This is a genomic window from Pseudomonas sp. R11F (assembly GCF_050312575.1).
GTDB classification, from domain to species: Bacteria; Pseudomonadota; Gammaproteobacteria; order Pseudomonadales; family Pseudomonadaceae; genus Aquipseudomonas; species Aquipseudomonas palleroniana.
In genome coordinates, this window is sequence record NZ_JBNPJU010000068.1 from 91,918 (window position 1) to 106,904 (window position 14,987).

Here is a 14,987-nt window from a genome sequence, read left to right on the forward strand (position 1 = left end):
GGGCGCTACATCCACATGGCCTCCGGCACCTCTCAGCCTGAAAACACCGTCGCATCGACGCTCGACAAGCGCGCCACGATCCGTTCGATCAACATCCGCACCCGCTGCGGCTGAACCCGGCTCGGCGGATAGACGATGTTCAACGCGGTACTGCCCAGGTCGTAGTCCTTGAGCAGCTCAACCAGGCGCCCGGCAGCGAGGTCGGCGCTGACGTCCCATACCGATTTCAGGCAGATGCCGTGACCGGCCAGGCACCACTGCCGCACCAACGCGCCGTCGTTGGCCACCCTGCGGCCGCGCACCAGGACCCGATGGGTGTGCCCGTGACGCTTGAAGGTCCACTCGCGCGAAATATTGCTACCAAAGCGCATCACCAGGCATTCGTGGCGGGTCAGGTCTTCGGGGTGCAGCGGCGTGCCATTGAGTTCCAGGTACTGTGGCGAGGCGCATACGACGCGGCGGTTCTCACCCATCGACCTGGCGTGCAACGTGCTGTCGGCCAACGCCCCATAACGCACGGCAAAGTCGATGCCCTGGCTGACGAGATCGACGTAGCCGTCGCTCAGGTTGAGGTCGATGCTGACTTGCGGATGCTCCTCCATGAACTGCGCCAGGATCGGCTCAATGAGTTGGCGCCCGAGGTCTACGGGAGCGCTGAGGCGGATCGGCCCGCAGACCTGGTGCACCCCCAGGCGAATACTGCTGTGCAGTTCATCGGCTTGCGCCAGCAACTGGCGGGCACCCTCGACCAGCAGCCGGCCCTCGTCGGTCAGGTTGACCGCACGCGTAGTGCGGTTCAGCAGGCTGGCACCGTAGAAACCTTCCAACTGCACCAGCCGCTCGGAGACGGACGCGGGCGAAAGCCCCAGCTCCCTGCCGGCTGCCGATAACCCGCCTTTCTCGACGATCAGCAAAAACAGTTCAAGGTTCTTTAGCAGCATTGTTCGGTATTTCCGAAGATGGTTTTTGATTTTTGCCCGATTATCAAAATAAACCTAAAGGCATAGGGTTGCATCCATCCGTTTACAGCGTGGAGTGAAGCGATGCCTTCCAGTAACCCGACAGTGCCCATCATTCAACCCGGGATGGCCCCGATGAATGCCCCCCGCAACCCACTTGCGCCACCTGATCCTCAGCGGCGCACCTTCCTGGCCCAGGCCGGTGCAGGCGCAGCCGTACTTGCCGCAGGCGCATTACTCAATCCGGCCCGCGCCCATACGGCGCCAGCCTCCTCGCCTGCCCCGGCCCAAAGCCCGCCAAACGGCCGGTTCTGGCCAGGCGACACGCGGCTGGTGGTGTCGATCTCGATGCAGTTCGAAGCCGGTGGCCAACCGCTCAAAGGCACTGACAGCCCCTTTCCGAAAGTGGACTTCCCCGACAGTGTTCCAGCGGACCTGGCCACCACGACCTGGTTTGCCTACGGCTACCGCGAGGGCATTACGCGGATGCTTGACCTGTGGGACCGACACGCGGTGAAAGTCACGTGCCACATGATCGGCGACGCGGTAAAGCGCAACCCCGCGCTGGCCCGCGAGATCGTCGCTCGCGGTCATGAAGCCTCGGGTCACGGGCCCCACTGGAGTTCGCAATTTGCCATGAGCCGCGATGACGAACGCACGTTCCTGCGCCAGGCGGCCAGCGTGCTGCAAGACGTGACCGGCCAGCCGGTCACCGGCTACAACTGCAATTGGCTGCGCCGAGGCCCCAATACCCTGTCGCTCCTGCAAGAGCTGGGTTACGTCTATCACATCGATGATGTGAGCCGGGATGAGCCCTTTATCGAGAAGGTCAACGGCAAGGACTTTGTCGTCGTGCCCTACACCTTGCGCAACAACGACATCGTGCTGATTGAGGGGCGCAACTACTCACCCTCCCAGTTCCTGGAACAGGTGAAGCTGGAGTTTGACCAGCTGTATGCCGAGGCTGGCAGCCGACGCCGGATGATGTCCATCAGTGCCCACGACCGTATCAGCGGCACACCCCAGATGGTGCGGGTATGGGACGAGTTCCTGCGCTACGCCGGCAGTCATCCGGGCGTGGCCTTCATGCGCAAGGACGCCATCGCCGACTACACCCTCAAGAGTCCGCTCAGCCTGCGGGAAACCGAGACGATTTGAAGCCTCCCCCTTTTGCATTCAAGGAAACAGTCCAATGAAACACTATCGAATCGCTGCCCTGGCCTTGGGTTTGGCCCTGTCGGGTGCGGCCGTCGCCGCAAACACCGAGCTGGTCAAACCCGGAACACTTGTGGTCGACAAAAGCCTCACCACCAGCCAACGCGAGACCATGGAAAACGTCGCCCGGCGCTACGACACGTTCTGGCATACCGGCGATGAAACCCTGGCCCGCGCAGCGTTGGCCGATCACTTCATCGACAAGACCCCACCGCCAGGGCGCAAACAAGGGCCCCAAGGCCCCCTGCTGGCTTCCCGGGTTTTTCGTGGCGCGGTGCCCGACCTGAGCTGTGAGATCGAACAAATGATCATCGCCGGTGACCGGGTCGTGGTGCACCTGCATTTTCGCGGGCACTTCACCGGCACCTTTGGCGAGATCAAGGGCAAGGGCCAGTCGGTGGATTTCATCGCCACCGATATCTACCAGATCGAAGACGGCAAGATCGCCGCCAACTGGCACATTGAAGACAACCTCACACTGATGAAGCAGTTGGGCGCACTTTAGCCAAAAAACACCCTGCCACACCGCCAGACATGTGCGCTGCGTAGACTGATTGCGCAGCGTGCAAAAGTCTTTTGTCATCACGCCTATTGATAGCACCCTAACGAAACCCCCATGCTAGAGGGCTAATCTCGCGCTTATATCATTCCGAATGATAGTTACCTTTGCTTCATTCGATTCGTGACATAGCACATCGCCGCGCATGATCCGCCCATCTCAAATACATTGGCGGATGCACCTCATGGAACAGTCACTCAAACATTTGCGCTTCCCCTTGGCGATCCTGGCCGTGGTGGTGATGAGCGCATGCGGCAAAACCCCGGAACAAGCGGCCGCCATGCCCCCTGCCAAAATCAGCGTGGCCAAGGTGCTGGAACAACCGGTCAACGAGTGGGACGAGTTCACCGGCCGCTTGGAAGCCCCGGAAACCGTGCAGATTCGTCCGCGAGTCTCGGGCCAGATCGATCAGGTGGCGTTCACCGAAGGCGCCTTGGTGAAGAAAGGCGACCTGCTGTTCCAGATCGACCCGCGTCCGTTCCAGGCCGAAGTGCGCCGCCTTGAAGCCCAGTTGGCCCAAACCAAAGCCGCCGCCACCCGCAGCGATAATGAAGCGCAACGTGGCGAACGCCTGCGTCAGAGCAATGCGATTTCCGCCGAACTGGCCGACTCGCGCACCACCGCCGCCCAGGAAGCTCGCGCCGCCGTAGCCGGCATCCAGGCGCAGTTGGACCTGGCCAAGTTGAACCTGAGCTTCACCCGCGTGACCGCACCGATCAGCGGCCGCGTCAGCCGTGCCGAAATCACTGCCGGCAACCTGGTGACCGCCGATGTCACCGCACTGACCAGCGTGGTCTCCACCGACAAGGTCTATGCCTACTTCGACGCCGATGAACGCGTGTACCTCAAGTACACCGAGTTGGCCCGCGAAGGCCGTCGTGGCGCAACCACCCCGGTGTACCTGGGCCTGTCCAACGAGACCGGCAACCCGCACCTGGGCCAGATGAACTTTGTCGACAACCAGGTCAACCCGGCCACCGGCACCATCCGCGGTCGTGCCGTGTTCGATAACAGCAAGGGCGAATACACCCCTGGCCTGTATGCCCGCCTGAAGCTGGTCGGCAGCGGCACCTACTCCGCCGTGTTGATCAACGACGAGGCGGTCGGCACCGACCTGGGCAAGAAGTTCGTGCTGGTGATGGACGGCGACAAGCCGGCCTATCGTGCGGTGGAACTGGGGCCGAAGATCGAAGGTTTGCGCATCGTGCGCAGCGGCCTGAACAAGGACGACACCATCGTCGTGAAGGGCTTGCAGCGCATTCGCCCGGGGTCGCCGGTAGCGCCGGAAACCATCCCGATGGCCAGCAAGGAAACCCTCGCCGCCTTGGCACAACAACGACAAGCGCTTGAAGCCAGCTTACTTCCGCAAGTGGCGCCGGATAAAGCCGCGCCCAAGCTCGCAGCCGTCGCGACTCCACGCGGTTAAGGGATACGACTCAAGATGAATTTTTCCAAGTTCTTCATTTCGCGGCCGATCTTCGCAGCGGTGCTCTCGCTGTTGATCCTGATCGCCGGTGCGATCTCGCTGTTCCAACTGCCGATCAGCGAATACCCGGAAGTGGTGCCGCCGACCGTCGTGGTACGCGCCAACTTCCCCGGCGCCAACCCCAAAGTCATCGGTGAAACCGTGGCCGCTCCGTTGGAGCAAGCCATCACCGGCGTCGAGAACATGCTGTACATGTCCTCGCAGTCGACCGCCGACGGCAAACTGACCCTGACCATCACCTTCGCCCTGGGCACCGACCTGGACAACGCGCAGGTACAGGTACAGAACCGTGTGACCCGGACTCAGCCGAAGCTGCCTGAGGAAGTGACGCGCATCGGTATCACCGTGGACAAGGCCTCTCCCGACCTGACCATGGTTGTGCACTTGACCTCCCCGGACAAGCGTTACGACATGCTCTACCTGTCCAACTACGCCTTGCTCAATGTGAAGGATGAGCTGGCACGCCTGGGCGGCGTGGGTGACGTGCAGCTGTTCGGCATGGGCGACTATTCCCTGCGCGTCTGGCTGGACCCGAACAAGACCGCTTCGCGCAACCTGACCGCGACCGATGTGGTCACCGCGATTCGCGAACAGAACCGCCAAGTGGCCGCGGGTGCACTGGGTGCGCAACCGGCTCCGAATGCCACCAGCTTCCAGTTGTCGGTGAACACTCAGGGCCGCCTGGTAACCGAGGAAGAGTTCGAGAACATCGTCATTCGCTCGGGCGAAAACGGTGAAATCACGCGCCTGAAAGACATCGCACGGGTGGAACTGGGTTCCAGCCAATATGCCCTGCGCTCGTTGCTCGACAACCAGCCGGCGGTGGCGATCCCGATCTTCCAGCGTCCGGGCTCGAACGCGATCGAAATCTCCAACGAAGTCCGCGCCAAGATGGCGGAACTCAAGCAGAACTTCCCGCAAGGCATGGACTTCAGCATCGTCTATGACCCGACCATCTTCGTGCGCGGCTCGATTGAAGCGGTGGTACACACGCTGTTCGAAGCACTGATTCTGGTGGTGCTGGTGGTGATCCTGTTCCTGCAGACCTGGCGCGCCTCGATCATCCCGTTGGTGGCCGTGCCGGTCTCCTTGATCGGTACCTTTGCGGTGATGCACCTGTTCGGCTTCTCGCTTAACGCGTTGTCGCTGTTCGGCCTGGTATTGGCCATCGGTATCGTGGTGGACGACGCCATCGTGGTGGTGGAAAACGTCGAACGGAACATCGAGCTGGGCCTGGACCCGTTTCCGGCGACCGAAAAAGCCATGAGCGAAGTAACCGGCCCGATCATCGCGACCGCGTTGGTACTGTGCGCGGTGTTCGTGCCGGCGGCCTTTATCAGCGGCTTGACCGGGCAGTTCTACAAGCAGTTCGCGCTGACCATTGCGATCTCCACGGTGATCTCGGCGTTCAACTCGCTGACCTTGTCGCCGGCGCTGGCTGCGGTACTGCTCAAAGGGCATGACGCTCCGAAAGACGGCTTCTCCCGGTTCCTCGACAAATTGCTCGGCGGCTGGTTGTTCAAACCGTTCAACCGTTTCTTCGACAAGGCCAGCCATGGTTATGTCGGCACCGTGCGCCGCGTGATCCGTGGCAGTGGTATCGCGCTGTTCCTGTACGCCGGTTTGATCGTCCTGACCTGGCTGGGCTTCGCCCACACCCCGACCGGTTTCGTACCGGCCCAGGACAAGCAATACCTGGTGGCCTTCGCGCAATTGCCGGACGCCGCGAGCCTGGACCGCACCGAAGACGTGATCAAGCGCATGTCCGATATCGCCCTGAAACAACCGGGCGTGGAAGCGGCGGTGGCGTTCCCGGGCCTATCGATCAACGGTTTCACCAACAGCCCGAACAGCGGCATCGTGTTCGTGACCTTGAAGCCGTTCGACGAGCGTAAAGACCCGAGCATGTCGGCCGGTGCGATTGCCGGCGCGCTGAACGGCAAGTACAGCAGCATCCAGGAAGCCTACATGGCGATCTTCCCACCGCCGCCGGTACAGGGCCTGGGGACGATTGGCGGCTTCCGCCTGCAGATCGAAGACCGTGGCAACCTGGGTTATGACGAGCTGTACAAAGAAACCCAGAACATCATTGCCAAGAGCCATAACGTGCCGGAGTTGTTTGGCCTGTTCACCAGCTACACCGTCAACGTACCGCAGGTCGATGCCGCCATCGATCGCGAAAAAGCCAAGACCCACGGCGTGGCGATCAGCGACATCTTCGACACCCTGCAGATCTACTTGGGTTCGTTGTATGCCAACGACTTCAACCGCTTTGGCCGTACCTACCAGGTCAACGTGCAGGCTGACCAGCAGTTCCGCCTGGATGAAGACCAGATCGGCCAGTTGAAAGTGCGTAACAACAAAGGCGAGATGATCCCGCTGGCGACCTTCATCAAGGTCAGCGACACCTCGGGCCCGGACCGTGTAATGCACTACAACGGCTTTATCACCGCTGAAATCAATGGCAACGCCGCACCGGGCTACAGCTCCGGCCAGGCCCAGGCTGCAATTGAAAAACTGCTGAAAGAAGAACTGCCCAACGGCATGACCTACGAGTGGACCGACCTGACTTATCAGCAAATCCTCTCGGGCAATACCGCGCTGTTCGTATTCCCGCTCTGCGTACTGTTGGCGTTCCTGGTACTGGCCGCCCAATACGAAAGCTGGAGCCTGCCGCTGGCGGTGATCCTGATCGTACCGATGACGCTGCTGTCGGCCATTACCGGGGTGATTATCTCGGGCGGCGACAACAACATCTTCACCCAGATCGGCTTGATCGTACTCGTGGGCCTGGCCTGTAAGAACGCGATTCTGATCGTCGAGTTCGCCAAGGATAAACAGCAGGAAGGCCTCGACCCGCTCGCTGCGGTACTGGAAGCCTGCCGTCTGCGTCTGCGGCCGATCCTGATGACCTCGTTCGCCTTCATCATGGGTGTGGTGCCCCTGGTGTTGTCCAGCGGTGCCGGTGCCGAGATGCGTCATGCCATGGGCGTGGCGGTGTTCTCCGGGATGATCGGGGTGACCTTCTTCGGGCTGTTGCTGACGCCAGTGTTCTACGTACTGATCCGTCGCTATGTGGAGCGCAGCGAAACGCGCAAAGCGGCCAAGGCCTTGAAGCTGGAGACACAGCAATGAGTGTGAAAGTATTTTTGCCGAGCCTGCTGGTACTCGCACTGAGCGCGTGTGCGGTCGGCCCGGACTACAAAACCGAGAAGCTGGAGGCGGCCAATATCACGGCCGCCGCCGACACCAAAAGCTATGACCATGCCAAATACGAAGGCATCTGGTGGCAGCAGTTCGACGATCCGACCCTCAACCAACTGGTGACTCAGTCACTGAGCGGTAACCGTGACTTGCGCGTCGCCTTCGCCCGTCTGCGGGCGGCGCGGGCCATTCGCGATGACGTGGCCACCGACATCATGCCGGTGGTGACCTCGCGGGCCAGCAGTGACGTGGGCAAAGGCCAGATCCCGGGCCAGACCACCAAGCGCGTCAACAGCGAGCGTTACGACCTGGGGCTGGACATGGCCTGGGAAGTCGACTTGTTCGGCCGCATCCGCCGCAACCTGGAGGCCAGCGACGCCGACCAGCAAGTGGCCGAAGCCGACCTGTACCAACTGCAAGTCACCATGATTGCCGAACTGGTGGATGCCTACGGCCAACTGCGCGGCGCTCAATTGCGTGAACGCATTGCCCTGGACAACCTGAAGAACCAGCAGGAGTCGCGCGCCATCACCGTCAGCCTGCGTGATGCCGGTGTCGGCGATCAGCTCGATGTGGAACGCGCCGACGCACGCCTGGCGGCGGTTGAAGCCAGCGTGCCGCAATTGCAGGCCGAACAAGTGCGCGAGCGCAACCGCATCGCCACCCTCCTAGGCCAGCGCCCCGACAAGCTGAGCGTGGACCTGAGCCCGAAAGACCTGCCGGCGATCGCCAAGGCATTGCCGATTGGCGATCCAGGGCAACTGCTGCAACGTCGCCCGGACATCCTCAGTGCCGAACGCAAACTGGCCGCCGCCACCGCACGTATCGGCGTGGCCAAGGCCGACCTGTTCCCACGGGTCAGCCTCAGCGGCTTCCTCGGCTTTACCGCCGGGCGGGGTTCGCAGATCGGTTCAGCGGCCGCCAACGCCTGGTCCCTCGGCCCAAGCATTACCTGGGCCGCCTTTGACCTCGGCAGCGTGCGTGCCCGCCTGCGCGGCGCCAACGCCGAAGCCGATGGCGCCCTGGCAACGTATGAGCAGCAAGTACTGCTGGCGCTGGAAGAGTCGGAAAATGCCTTCAGTGACTACGGCAAACGCCAACAGCGCCTGGTTTCGCTGATCCGTCAAAGCGAATCCAGCCGCGCCGCCGCCGACCTCGCCGCGATCCGCTACCGCGAAGGCACCGTGGACTTCCTGGTCCTGCTCGACGCCCAACGCGAACGCCTGGCCGCCGAAGACGCCCAGGCCCAGGCGGAAGTCGACTTGTATCGCGGGATTGTCGCGATCTACAAGGCCCTGGGTGGCGGCTGGCAGCCGGACACGGTGGTCGCCAGCGCCAAATGATGTAAAGCGCTCCTTTGGTTGGTCGCATCCAGCCAATTTTTAGCCCTGCGGTCCATTCGGTCGTGGGGCTTTTTTTGTTTTGGGGGTCCTAAAATGTTGAAGGTTAGTTCTGTAAGTCGGATAAGAAGTCTTTTGTAAGTAAGGTCCTAATGCCGCGCTGTGTTTGGCATTTAGGATTAAAGGGTATTTATTGCAAGCATTATTTTTATGGCTCGAGTGCGACGACACATAGAACTACAAAAATTGATTATTCAAACTCTCTGAAGCTCCACTCAACTGGCTGCGTCCGACCCCAGAAAGCCGGTGACGGATCAAGCCGTCAGAACCGATTGTAGGATTTTGTAAGCAACTTCCAAATATTCTTCACAGCCTAGTAAACCTGTAAATATTAAAGTGATTGGTTCTAGCATTACGCTGCACCGCAAATATTTCTGAGCAACAGCGGAGGTCATCACCATGGCAATTGTACCCACGATTGAACCCGCACAACGGTCAAAGGCAACCAGCGCTTATCTCATCAAAAACCCTAAAGAAGTCAAAAACGCATTTTCTATAACGGACGATGCCAAGGCAGCCGAGATACTGAAAACCAGCGACAACAAGAAGGTTGCCGAGTTAAAGGATTTTTTGAAAACTTACGATATGGCATCGATCAGTACACGCGAACTAAAGAAAGTAGGCAGAGAACTTTACGATAGCGGAGCGATTGACGTAATGACATTTGGAATGTTCATAAGCGGAAATGGAGAGTTCGATGCCAACGGCAATCAGGCAAATACGCACGTTAAATTTAACGCTATCGCGTTATTCAATGAGAAGTTAGAAGAGTATGCTAAATTTCTCGAGGAATACCCCGTTCACGCTACACAGGATAATCTGAGATGGAAACACGCGATGGTCGCAGCCAATCATGCTATCGGTGCCCTCATGCACTTCGCCAACTCATCCAACCCTAAGCTTTCTGTGGATGATCAGGCATGATTGCGACGCTTAGCCAGCAGTGAGCCCATCAACAGCTTGGGCTCACTGCTGACACTCTCTTCAGCGACCGTACTTGACAGTTCCCAAGTAGACTTTAGGTGCAGCATCAGGATTTTTTATCATCACCCGATAAGTACCAAATGAACCGCTATACAAAACATTACTACCCGTATTTCCTGCCACCTGAGCCCACGACGAACCTATTTCCTTATGTATCGATAGCTGAGGTGGCCTTCCGCGGTCTACCGCAGTAATGGTTGCATCAATGTTCGCATTCAGGCACCCATTAGCGGAGGTTATAGTAAAGGGTCCGTAGGCCACTTTTTCGCTTTCTCCTTCCAGTATTCCCGTATAGGTGTCCGTAATAGACCAACACCCAGCAAACGCTTGAAAGGACACAAAAGCCGACATCAAAACGACAAAGGTGATAAACCTTTTCATGATTTCCATCCTCACAGTTGAACGACAGGTTGATCAAGTGACCTACCTATCCCCCAACACCTCAGACAGAACTACAGGTAGGAATCACCCACCTACAATGCACGTTTTATAACCCTGAATATGCCAGACGCGTCCTATCATCAAATAAGCCAACTCTGTCATACCCAGGAGAAAGTCTTGGTCAGCTATTTCCTAGTCCCGCAGGGCGGCAACTAAAACCGGCTGTGTTCATTCAGAATCAGACTTCGATAATGCCCAGGATTGGACCCCGACCACTTACGAAATGCCTTATAAAATGAACTTGCATCGGCAAACCCCAGCCGCGCCGCAATTTCAGCGAAGCTGATCTGCGGTTCGGCCAGCCAGACAATCGCCAGTTCCTTGCGCACGCTGTCCTTGAGGCCCTGGTAGGTCTGCCCTTCTTCCGCCAGACGGCGGCGCAGGGTGGAGGCGGAAATACATAGGCGGGTCGCCAGACCCTCGGTTTCCGGCCAGGTCTCGGGGGGCATTTGGCGCAGGTCGTGTTTGAGGCGATTGGCGAGGCTATCAGGGTCGCGGTATTTGACCAGGATGTTGGCCGGTGCATGGGCCAGGAAGCGCTTGAGTTCGTCGTTACTGCGCTTGATCGGCAGGTCGAGGCAGTCTGCGGAAAAGATCATGCGCGTGCGTGGCCGATCAAAGCGCAGGTTGTCGGAAAACATCACTTGGTAATCGTCGCAAAAGTCCGGCTGCGGGCAACGCAGCTCGATGGCCAGGATCGGAATCCGGCGGCCCGCCAACCAACAAGCAACCCCGTGGACGATCATCCAATACGTAAAATAGGTGAATGCCCGATTGGGTTGCGCCTCGGGCTCCATCAACACGATTTCCGCCAGGCTCTGCTGGCGGACCAGTTGCGCGGGCAACCGCTCGAGCATCAACGACAGAAACCCCAGCGCGGTTTCCAGGCCGTCGGCCAGGGTCGGTTGCGCGATGGCGGCGCGGCAGAGAAACGCCAGGCTGCCGGATTTGAGCTTGCGCGGGTCCATCCCGAAAAATTCATCGTCCATGCGCCGCGCCAACAAACGCCACAACCGCGCATACGCCGTCGCCGGCACACGGGCGTCGCCCTGCTCCAACGCCGCCGGGTCGATACCGGCCTTACTCAGTACTTCGGCAATCGCCATGTCGCACGCACAGCTCTGCAGCAGCGCCTCACGCACAAGATGGATGGAGATGGTGTCTTTTTCCGCCATGGGGAATGGGCTTTTCAACGGCGCATAAGCAAGGCCTGCATCATAAAGGCGCTTGCGATTCGCCACCACCGTTCAGCCTCGGTTCAGCGAAAGTCAATATTTCTTGTTTAGCAATGAGTATCATTATGTTACAAATTGCCATCCCATCCAGTCATGATTGCGGTGCCGAATGCTTGTTCCTTTTTTAATCATGCTGCGCGAAGGCATTGAAGCCGCATTGATCGTTGGCATCATCGCCAGTTACCTGCAACAGACCGGCCGTGGCCAATGGATGCCCGCCGTGTGGATCGGCGTATTTCTCGCCGCCGCCCTTGCCCTGCTGGTAGGCGGTGGCCTGGAGCTGGTCAGCGCTGAGTTCCCGCAGAAACAACAGGAGCTCTTCGAAGGCGTCGTAGGGTTGATCGCCGTGGGCATCCTCAGTTCCATGGTGTTCTGGATGCGCAAGGTCGCACGCTCCATCAAGCACAGCCTGCATGAGTCCCTCGACCACGCCCTGGCTGGTTCAAAACATCAAGTGTTCGCGCTGATCGCCATGGTGTTTTTCGCCGTGGCCCGTGAGGGGTTGGAGACGGTGTTCTTCCTGCTGGCCGTGTTCCAACAGAGCGAAGGCCCCGGCGCGCCGATCGGTGCCCTGCTCGGCCTGATCCTGGCGATTGTGGTCGGCTTGCTGATCTATTCCGGCAGCATGCGCTTGAACCTCGGCGCGTTCTTCCGCTGGACCGGCCTGTTCATTCTGGTGGTCGCCGCCGGCATCCTCGCCAACTCAGTGCAGGCCTTGCATGAAGCCGGCGTGTGGAACCACCTGCAAACCGTGCTGTTTGACTTCAGCGCCGCGCTGCCCATGGACAGCCCGCTGGGCTCGGTGCTGGCCGGTATGTTCGGTTACCAGGAAGCGCCGACCGTCAGCACCCTGGGTGCTTATCTGATTTATCTGGTGGTGGCCCTGGTGATGTTCTTCCTGCCTTCGGCGCCCGCCAAGCCGATTGCCAAATCTTCTTCCGTTTCCAGCCAGTAAGGACCGCCTCTTGTCCAACCCAACCCCTCAACCGGCCCCACCGTCCCGCGCCCTGCGCTGGGCCGTGGCCGGCTCGGTGATCGTGATGATCGCCGCCGGTGGCTTGTTCTACTACGCATCGCAGTTGGCCGCGGCCAAACGCCAGAGCAACCACAATGAAATCGCCGTGACCATCCACAGCCACGCCTGCGAACCCAACGCGCTGACCGTGCCTGCCGGGCGTGCCAGTTTTCGTATCATCAACCGCTCCGACCGTGCGGTGGAATGGGAAATCCTCGACGGTGTGCTGGTGGTCGAAGAGCGCGAGAACATCGCGCCCGGTTTGAGCCAGGTGATCAACGCCAACCTGTTGCCCGGCGACTACGCCATCACCTGCGGCCTGCTGAGCAACCCACGCGGCACCCTGCATGTGACGCCGACTGCCGAGTCCGACGCGCAGGCCAAGGCCAAACCGTCGATGGTGGCGTTTATCGGCCCACTGTCGGAGTTCCGCGTGTATCTGAGCAGCCATGGCAGCGCGCTGGTCAAGGCCGTGACCGCCCTGCAGCAAGCCATTGACGCCGGTGACCTGGCCCAGGCGCAGGCGCTGTATGTGCCGGCCCGCGAAGCCTACCAACGGCTGGCGCCCGCCTCCCAGCGCCTGGCCGAACTGGACAACGCCATCAATGCGCGTGCCGACTACTTTGAAAAGCGCGAGCAAGACCCCGCGTTCAGTGGCTTCCACCGCCTGGAATACAGCCTGTTCCAGCAGCACAACCTGGACGGCCTGGCACCGGTTGCCCAACGCCTGGTCAGCGATGTCACCCAGCTCAAGCAACAATTGCTGACGCAGTCGCTGCCACCGGAACAACTGGTCGGCATCGTGGTACGCAACCTCAACAGCCTGGCGGACACGCGTGCGATCAGCGGTGAAGAAGAACGCTACAGCCACGTCGACTTGAACGGCTTTGCCGCCAACCTTGCGGTGGCGCGCAAGGTGGTCGACCTGATGCGCCCACTGTTGACCCAATCCGCCGCCGACCTGGTGCCCAAGGTCGACAGCGCGCTCGACGCGTTCGATACCGAACTCAATGGTTTCAAAGTCGACGGTCAATTCAGCCGCTACGACAGTGTTACGGCCGATCAGCGCAAGCAGATCGCCGACAAGGCCAAGGCTCTGGCCGTTGCACTCGATGGAATCGACCCCGCCCTTGGCCTTTCCGGCCTGCAGTGAAGACGACCGCACACATGAGTGATTCTGAACACACCAACCTCCAACGTCGCCGTGTCCTGTTGGGCATGGCGGCCACCGGAGCGGCGATTGCCGGCAGTGCCCTGACATGCCCGGCCATGGCCGCCGCAGCCGAGCAAGTCACCACCGCACCGCGCAGCGACAAGACCCAGGACCACCAGGATTTCTTCGGCAAACACCAGACCGGCATCGTCACCCCGCGCCCCGCCTGCGGCATGGTAGTGGCGTTCGATGTACTGGCCAGCGACCGCGAAGACCTGGAGCGTCTGTTCCGTACCCTGAACGAACGTATCCACTTCCTGATGACCGGCGGCCCCGTGCCGCAAGTCGACCCGAAACTGCCGCCGACCGACTCCGGCATTCTCGGCCCGGTGGTGACGCCCGACAACCTGACCATCACCGTATCGGTGGGTGAATCGCTGTTCGATGAGCGCTTCGGCCTGTCGGCGGTCAAGCCCAAGCGCCTGATCCGCATGGTCGGCTTTCCCAATGATGCATTGGAACCGGCGCAGTGCCATGGCGACTTGAGCCTGCAGTTTTCCTCCAACACCACTGACACCAATATCCATGCCCTGCGCGACATTGTAAAAAACCTGCCGGACCTGCTGCTGGTGCGCTGGAAACAGGAAGGCAGCGTTCCGCCTCAGGCCCCGGCCAAAACCGGCGAACCGGCCCAGAGCGCGCGTAACTTCCTCGGTTTTCGCGATGGTTCGGCCAACCCGAATTCCAACGACAACAAAGCCATGGACCAGATCGTCTGGGTGCAACCGAGCAGCGATGAACCGGCCTGGGCCGCCAACGGCAGCTATCAGGCGGTGCGGATCATCCGCAATTTCGTCGAGCGCTGGGACCGTACCCCGCTGCAGGAACAGGAAAGCATCATCGGTCGGGTCAAACCCACGGGCGCGCCCATGGACGGCCAGCGCGAAAGCCAGGTGCCGGACTACAGCAAAGACCCGGAAGGCAAGCTGACCAAGCTCGATGCCCACATCCGCCTGGCCAACCCGCGTACGCCGCAGACCCAGGCCAACCTGATCCTGCGTCGGCCGTTCAACTACTCCAACGGCGTCAATAAAAACGGTCAGCTGGACATGGGGCTGTTGTTCATCTGCTACCAGGCTGACCTGGAGAAAGGCTTTATCAGCGTGCAAACCCGGCTCAACGGCGAGCCCCTGGAGGAATACCTCAAGCCGGTCGGCGGCGGGTACTTCTTCACCTTGCCGGGCGTCACGGGGCCCAAGGACTTCCTCGGGCGTACGCTGCTCGCGGCCTCGCACCCTCAAACCACTGCCAATACCTAAAACAAACCCAGAGCGGA

Annotated in this window: 12 protein-coding genes; 9 read left to right on the forward strand and 3 right to left on the reverse strand. The window is 60.1% G+C overall.

Annotated features, from left to right (window positions below):
* Nucleotides 1-32: 32 nt before the first annotated feature.
* Nucleotides 33-941 (reverse strand): LysR family transcriptional regulator, encoded by a 909-nt coding sequence (locus ACQRBV_RS22295; RefSeq protein ID WP_411984044.1) that lies wholly within the window; start codon nucleotides 939-941, stop codon nucleotides 33-35.
* A 153-nt stretch (nucleotides 942-1,094) separates the two neighbouring features.
* Between ACQRBV_RS22295 and ACQRBV_RS22300 the strand changes: the two genes are divergently transcribed.
* The 6 genes from ACQRBV_RS22300 to ACQRBV_RS22325 all read left to right on the forward strand — a co-directional run bounded on the left by ACQRBV_RS22300 (nucleotide 1,095) and on the right by ACQRBV_RS22325 (nucleotide 9,747).
* Nucleotides 1,095-2,117 (forward strand): polysaccharide deacetylase family protein, encoded by a 1,023-nt coding sequence (locus ACQRBV_RS22300; RefSeq protein ID WP_411984043.1) that lies wholly within the window; start codon nucleotides 1,095-1,097, stop codon nucleotides 2,115-2,117.
* Between the two features lie 34 nt (nucleotides 2,118-2,151).
* Nucleotides 2,152-2,679: an ester cyclase gene (locus ACQRBV_RS22305; protein ID WP_411984042.1), complete on the forward strand. Its 528-nt coding sequence runs from the start codon at nucleotides 2,152-2,154 to the stop codon at nucleotides 2,677-2,679.
* A 238-nt stretch (nucleotides 2,680-2,917) separates the two neighbouring features.
* Nucleotides 2,918-4,159: a multidrug efflux RND transporter periplasmic adaptor subunit MexE gene (mexE, locus tag ACQRBV_RS22310; protein WP_411984041.1), complete on the forward strand. Its 1,242-nt coding sequence runs from the start codon at nucleotides 2,918-2,920 to the stop codon at nucleotides 4,157-4,159.
* A 15-nt stretch (nucleotides 4,160-4,174) separates the two neighbouring features.
* Nucleotides 4,175-7,354, forward strand: coding sequence for an efflux RND transporter permease subunit (locus tag ACQRBV_RS22315; protein WP_060752821.1), 3,180 nt, complete (start codon nucleotides 4,175-4,177; stop codon nucleotides 7,352-7,354).
* Entirely contained in the window at nucleotides 7,351-8,766 is a 1,416-nt protein-coding gene (locus ACQRBV_RS22320; RefSeq protein ID WP_060752820.1) for an efflux transporter outer membrane subunit, read from the forward strand. The genes ACQRBV_RS22315 and ACQRBV_RS22320 overlap by 4 nt, the downstream gene beginning before the upstream one ends.
* A gap of 456 nt (nucleotides 8,767-9,222) precedes the next feature.
* Entirely contained in the window at nucleotides 9,223-9,747 is a 525-nt protein-coding gene (locus ACQRBV_RS22325; protein WP_411984040.1) for a hypothetical protein, read from the forward strand.
* A 60-nt stretch (nucleotides 9,748-9,807) separates the two neighbouring features.
* Here the strand turns inward: ACQRBV_RS22325 and ACQRBV_RS22330 are convergent, their stop codons facing one another.
* The gene (locus ACQRBV_RS22330; protein WP_161548912.1) at nucleotides 9,808-10,188 is read right to left on the reverse strand and encodes a hypothetical protein; all 381 of its coding nucleotides are present in this window, start codon (nucleotides 10,186-10,188) and stop codon (nucleotides 9,808-9,810) included.
* A gap of 212 nt (nucleotides 10,189-10,400) precedes the next feature.
* A complete protein-coding gene (locus ACQRBV_RS22335; RefSeq protein ID WP_411984039.1) occupies nucleotides 10,401-11,423 on the reverse strand; it encodes an AraC family transcriptional regulator in 1,023 nt (340 codons plus the stop codon).
* Between the two features lie 169 nt (nucleotides 11,424-11,592).
* On the opposite strand from ACQRBV_RS22335, the gene efeU reads away from it, so the two are divergent.
* Genes efeU through efeB form a run of 3 tightly spaced genes read left to right on the forward strand, consistent with a single transcriptional unit; the run spans nucleotide 11,593 to nucleotide 14,970 of the window.
* Nucleotides 11,593-12,438 carry an iron uptake transporter permease EfeU gene (efeU, locus tag ACQRBV_RS22340; protein ID WP_090371252.1) on the forward strand — a complete coding sequence of 282 codons (846 nt, stop codon included), beginning with the start codon at nucleotides 11,593-11,595 and terminating at the stop codon, nucleotides 12,436-12,438.
* A gap of 10 nt (nucleotides 12,439-12,448) precedes the next feature.
* A complete protein-coding gene (efeO, locus tag ACQRBV_RS22345; protein ID WP_411984038.1) occupies nucleotides 12,449-13,651 on the forward strand; it encodes an iron uptake system protein EfeO in 1,203 nt (400 codons plus the stop codon).
* Between the two features lie 14 nt (nucleotides 13,652-13,665).
* Nucleotides 13,666-14,970, forward strand: coding sequence for an iron uptake transporter deferrochelatase/peroxidase subunit (efeB, locus tag ACQRBV_RS22350; RefSeq protein WP_411984037.1), 1,305 nt, complete (start codon nucleotides 13,666-13,668; stop codon nucleotides 14,968-14,970).
* Nucleotides 14,971-14,987 lie beyond the last annotated feature (17 nt).

Bases quoted from the DNA above. Each gene is read 5' to 3' on its own strand.
- ACQRBV_RS22295 (WP_411984044.1), bottom strand. From the start codon at position 941: ATGCTGCTAAAGAACCTTGAACTGTTTTTGCTGATCGTCGAGAAAGGC.
- ACQRBV_RS22300 (WP_411984043.1), top strand. From the start codon at position 1,095: ATGAATGCCCCCCGCAACCCACTTGCGCCACCTGATCCTCAGCGGCGC.
- ACQRBV_RS22305 (WP_411984042.1), top strand. From the start codon at position 2,152: ATGAAACACTATCGAATCGCTGCCCTGGCCTTGGGTTTGGCCCTGTCG.
- mexE (WP_411984041.1), top strand. From the start codon at position 2,918: ATGGAACAGTCACTCAAACATTTGCGCTTCCCCTTGGCGATCCTGGCC.
- ACQRBV_RS22315 (WP_060752821.1), top strand. From the start codon at position 4,175: ATGAATTTTTCCAAGTTCTTCATTTCGCGGCCGATCTTCGCAGCGGTG.
- ACQRBV_RS22320 (WP_060752820.1), top strand. From the start codon at position 7,351: ATGAGTGTGAAAGTATTTTTGCCGAGCCTGCTGGTACTCGCACTGAGC.
- ACQRBV_RS22325 (WP_411984040.1), top strand. From the start codon at position 9,223: ATGGCAATTGTACCCACGATTGAACCCGCACAACGGTCAAAGGCAACC.
- ACQRBV_RS22330 (WP_161548912.1), bottom strand. From the start codon at position 10,188: ATGAAAAGGTTTATCACCTTTGTCGTTTTGATGTCGGCTTTTGTGTCC.
- ACQRBV_RS22335 (WP_411984039.1), bottom strand. From the start codon at position 11,423: ATGGCGGAAAAAGACACCATCTCCATCCATCTTGTGCGTGAGGCGCTG.
- efeU (WP_090371252.1), top strand. From the start codon at position 11,593: ATGCTTGTTCCTTTTTTAATCATGCTGCGCGAAGGCATTGAAGCCGCA.
- efeB (WP_411984037.1), top strand. From the start codon at position 13,666: ATGAGTGATTCTGAACACACCAACCTCCAACGTCGCCGTGTCCTGTTG.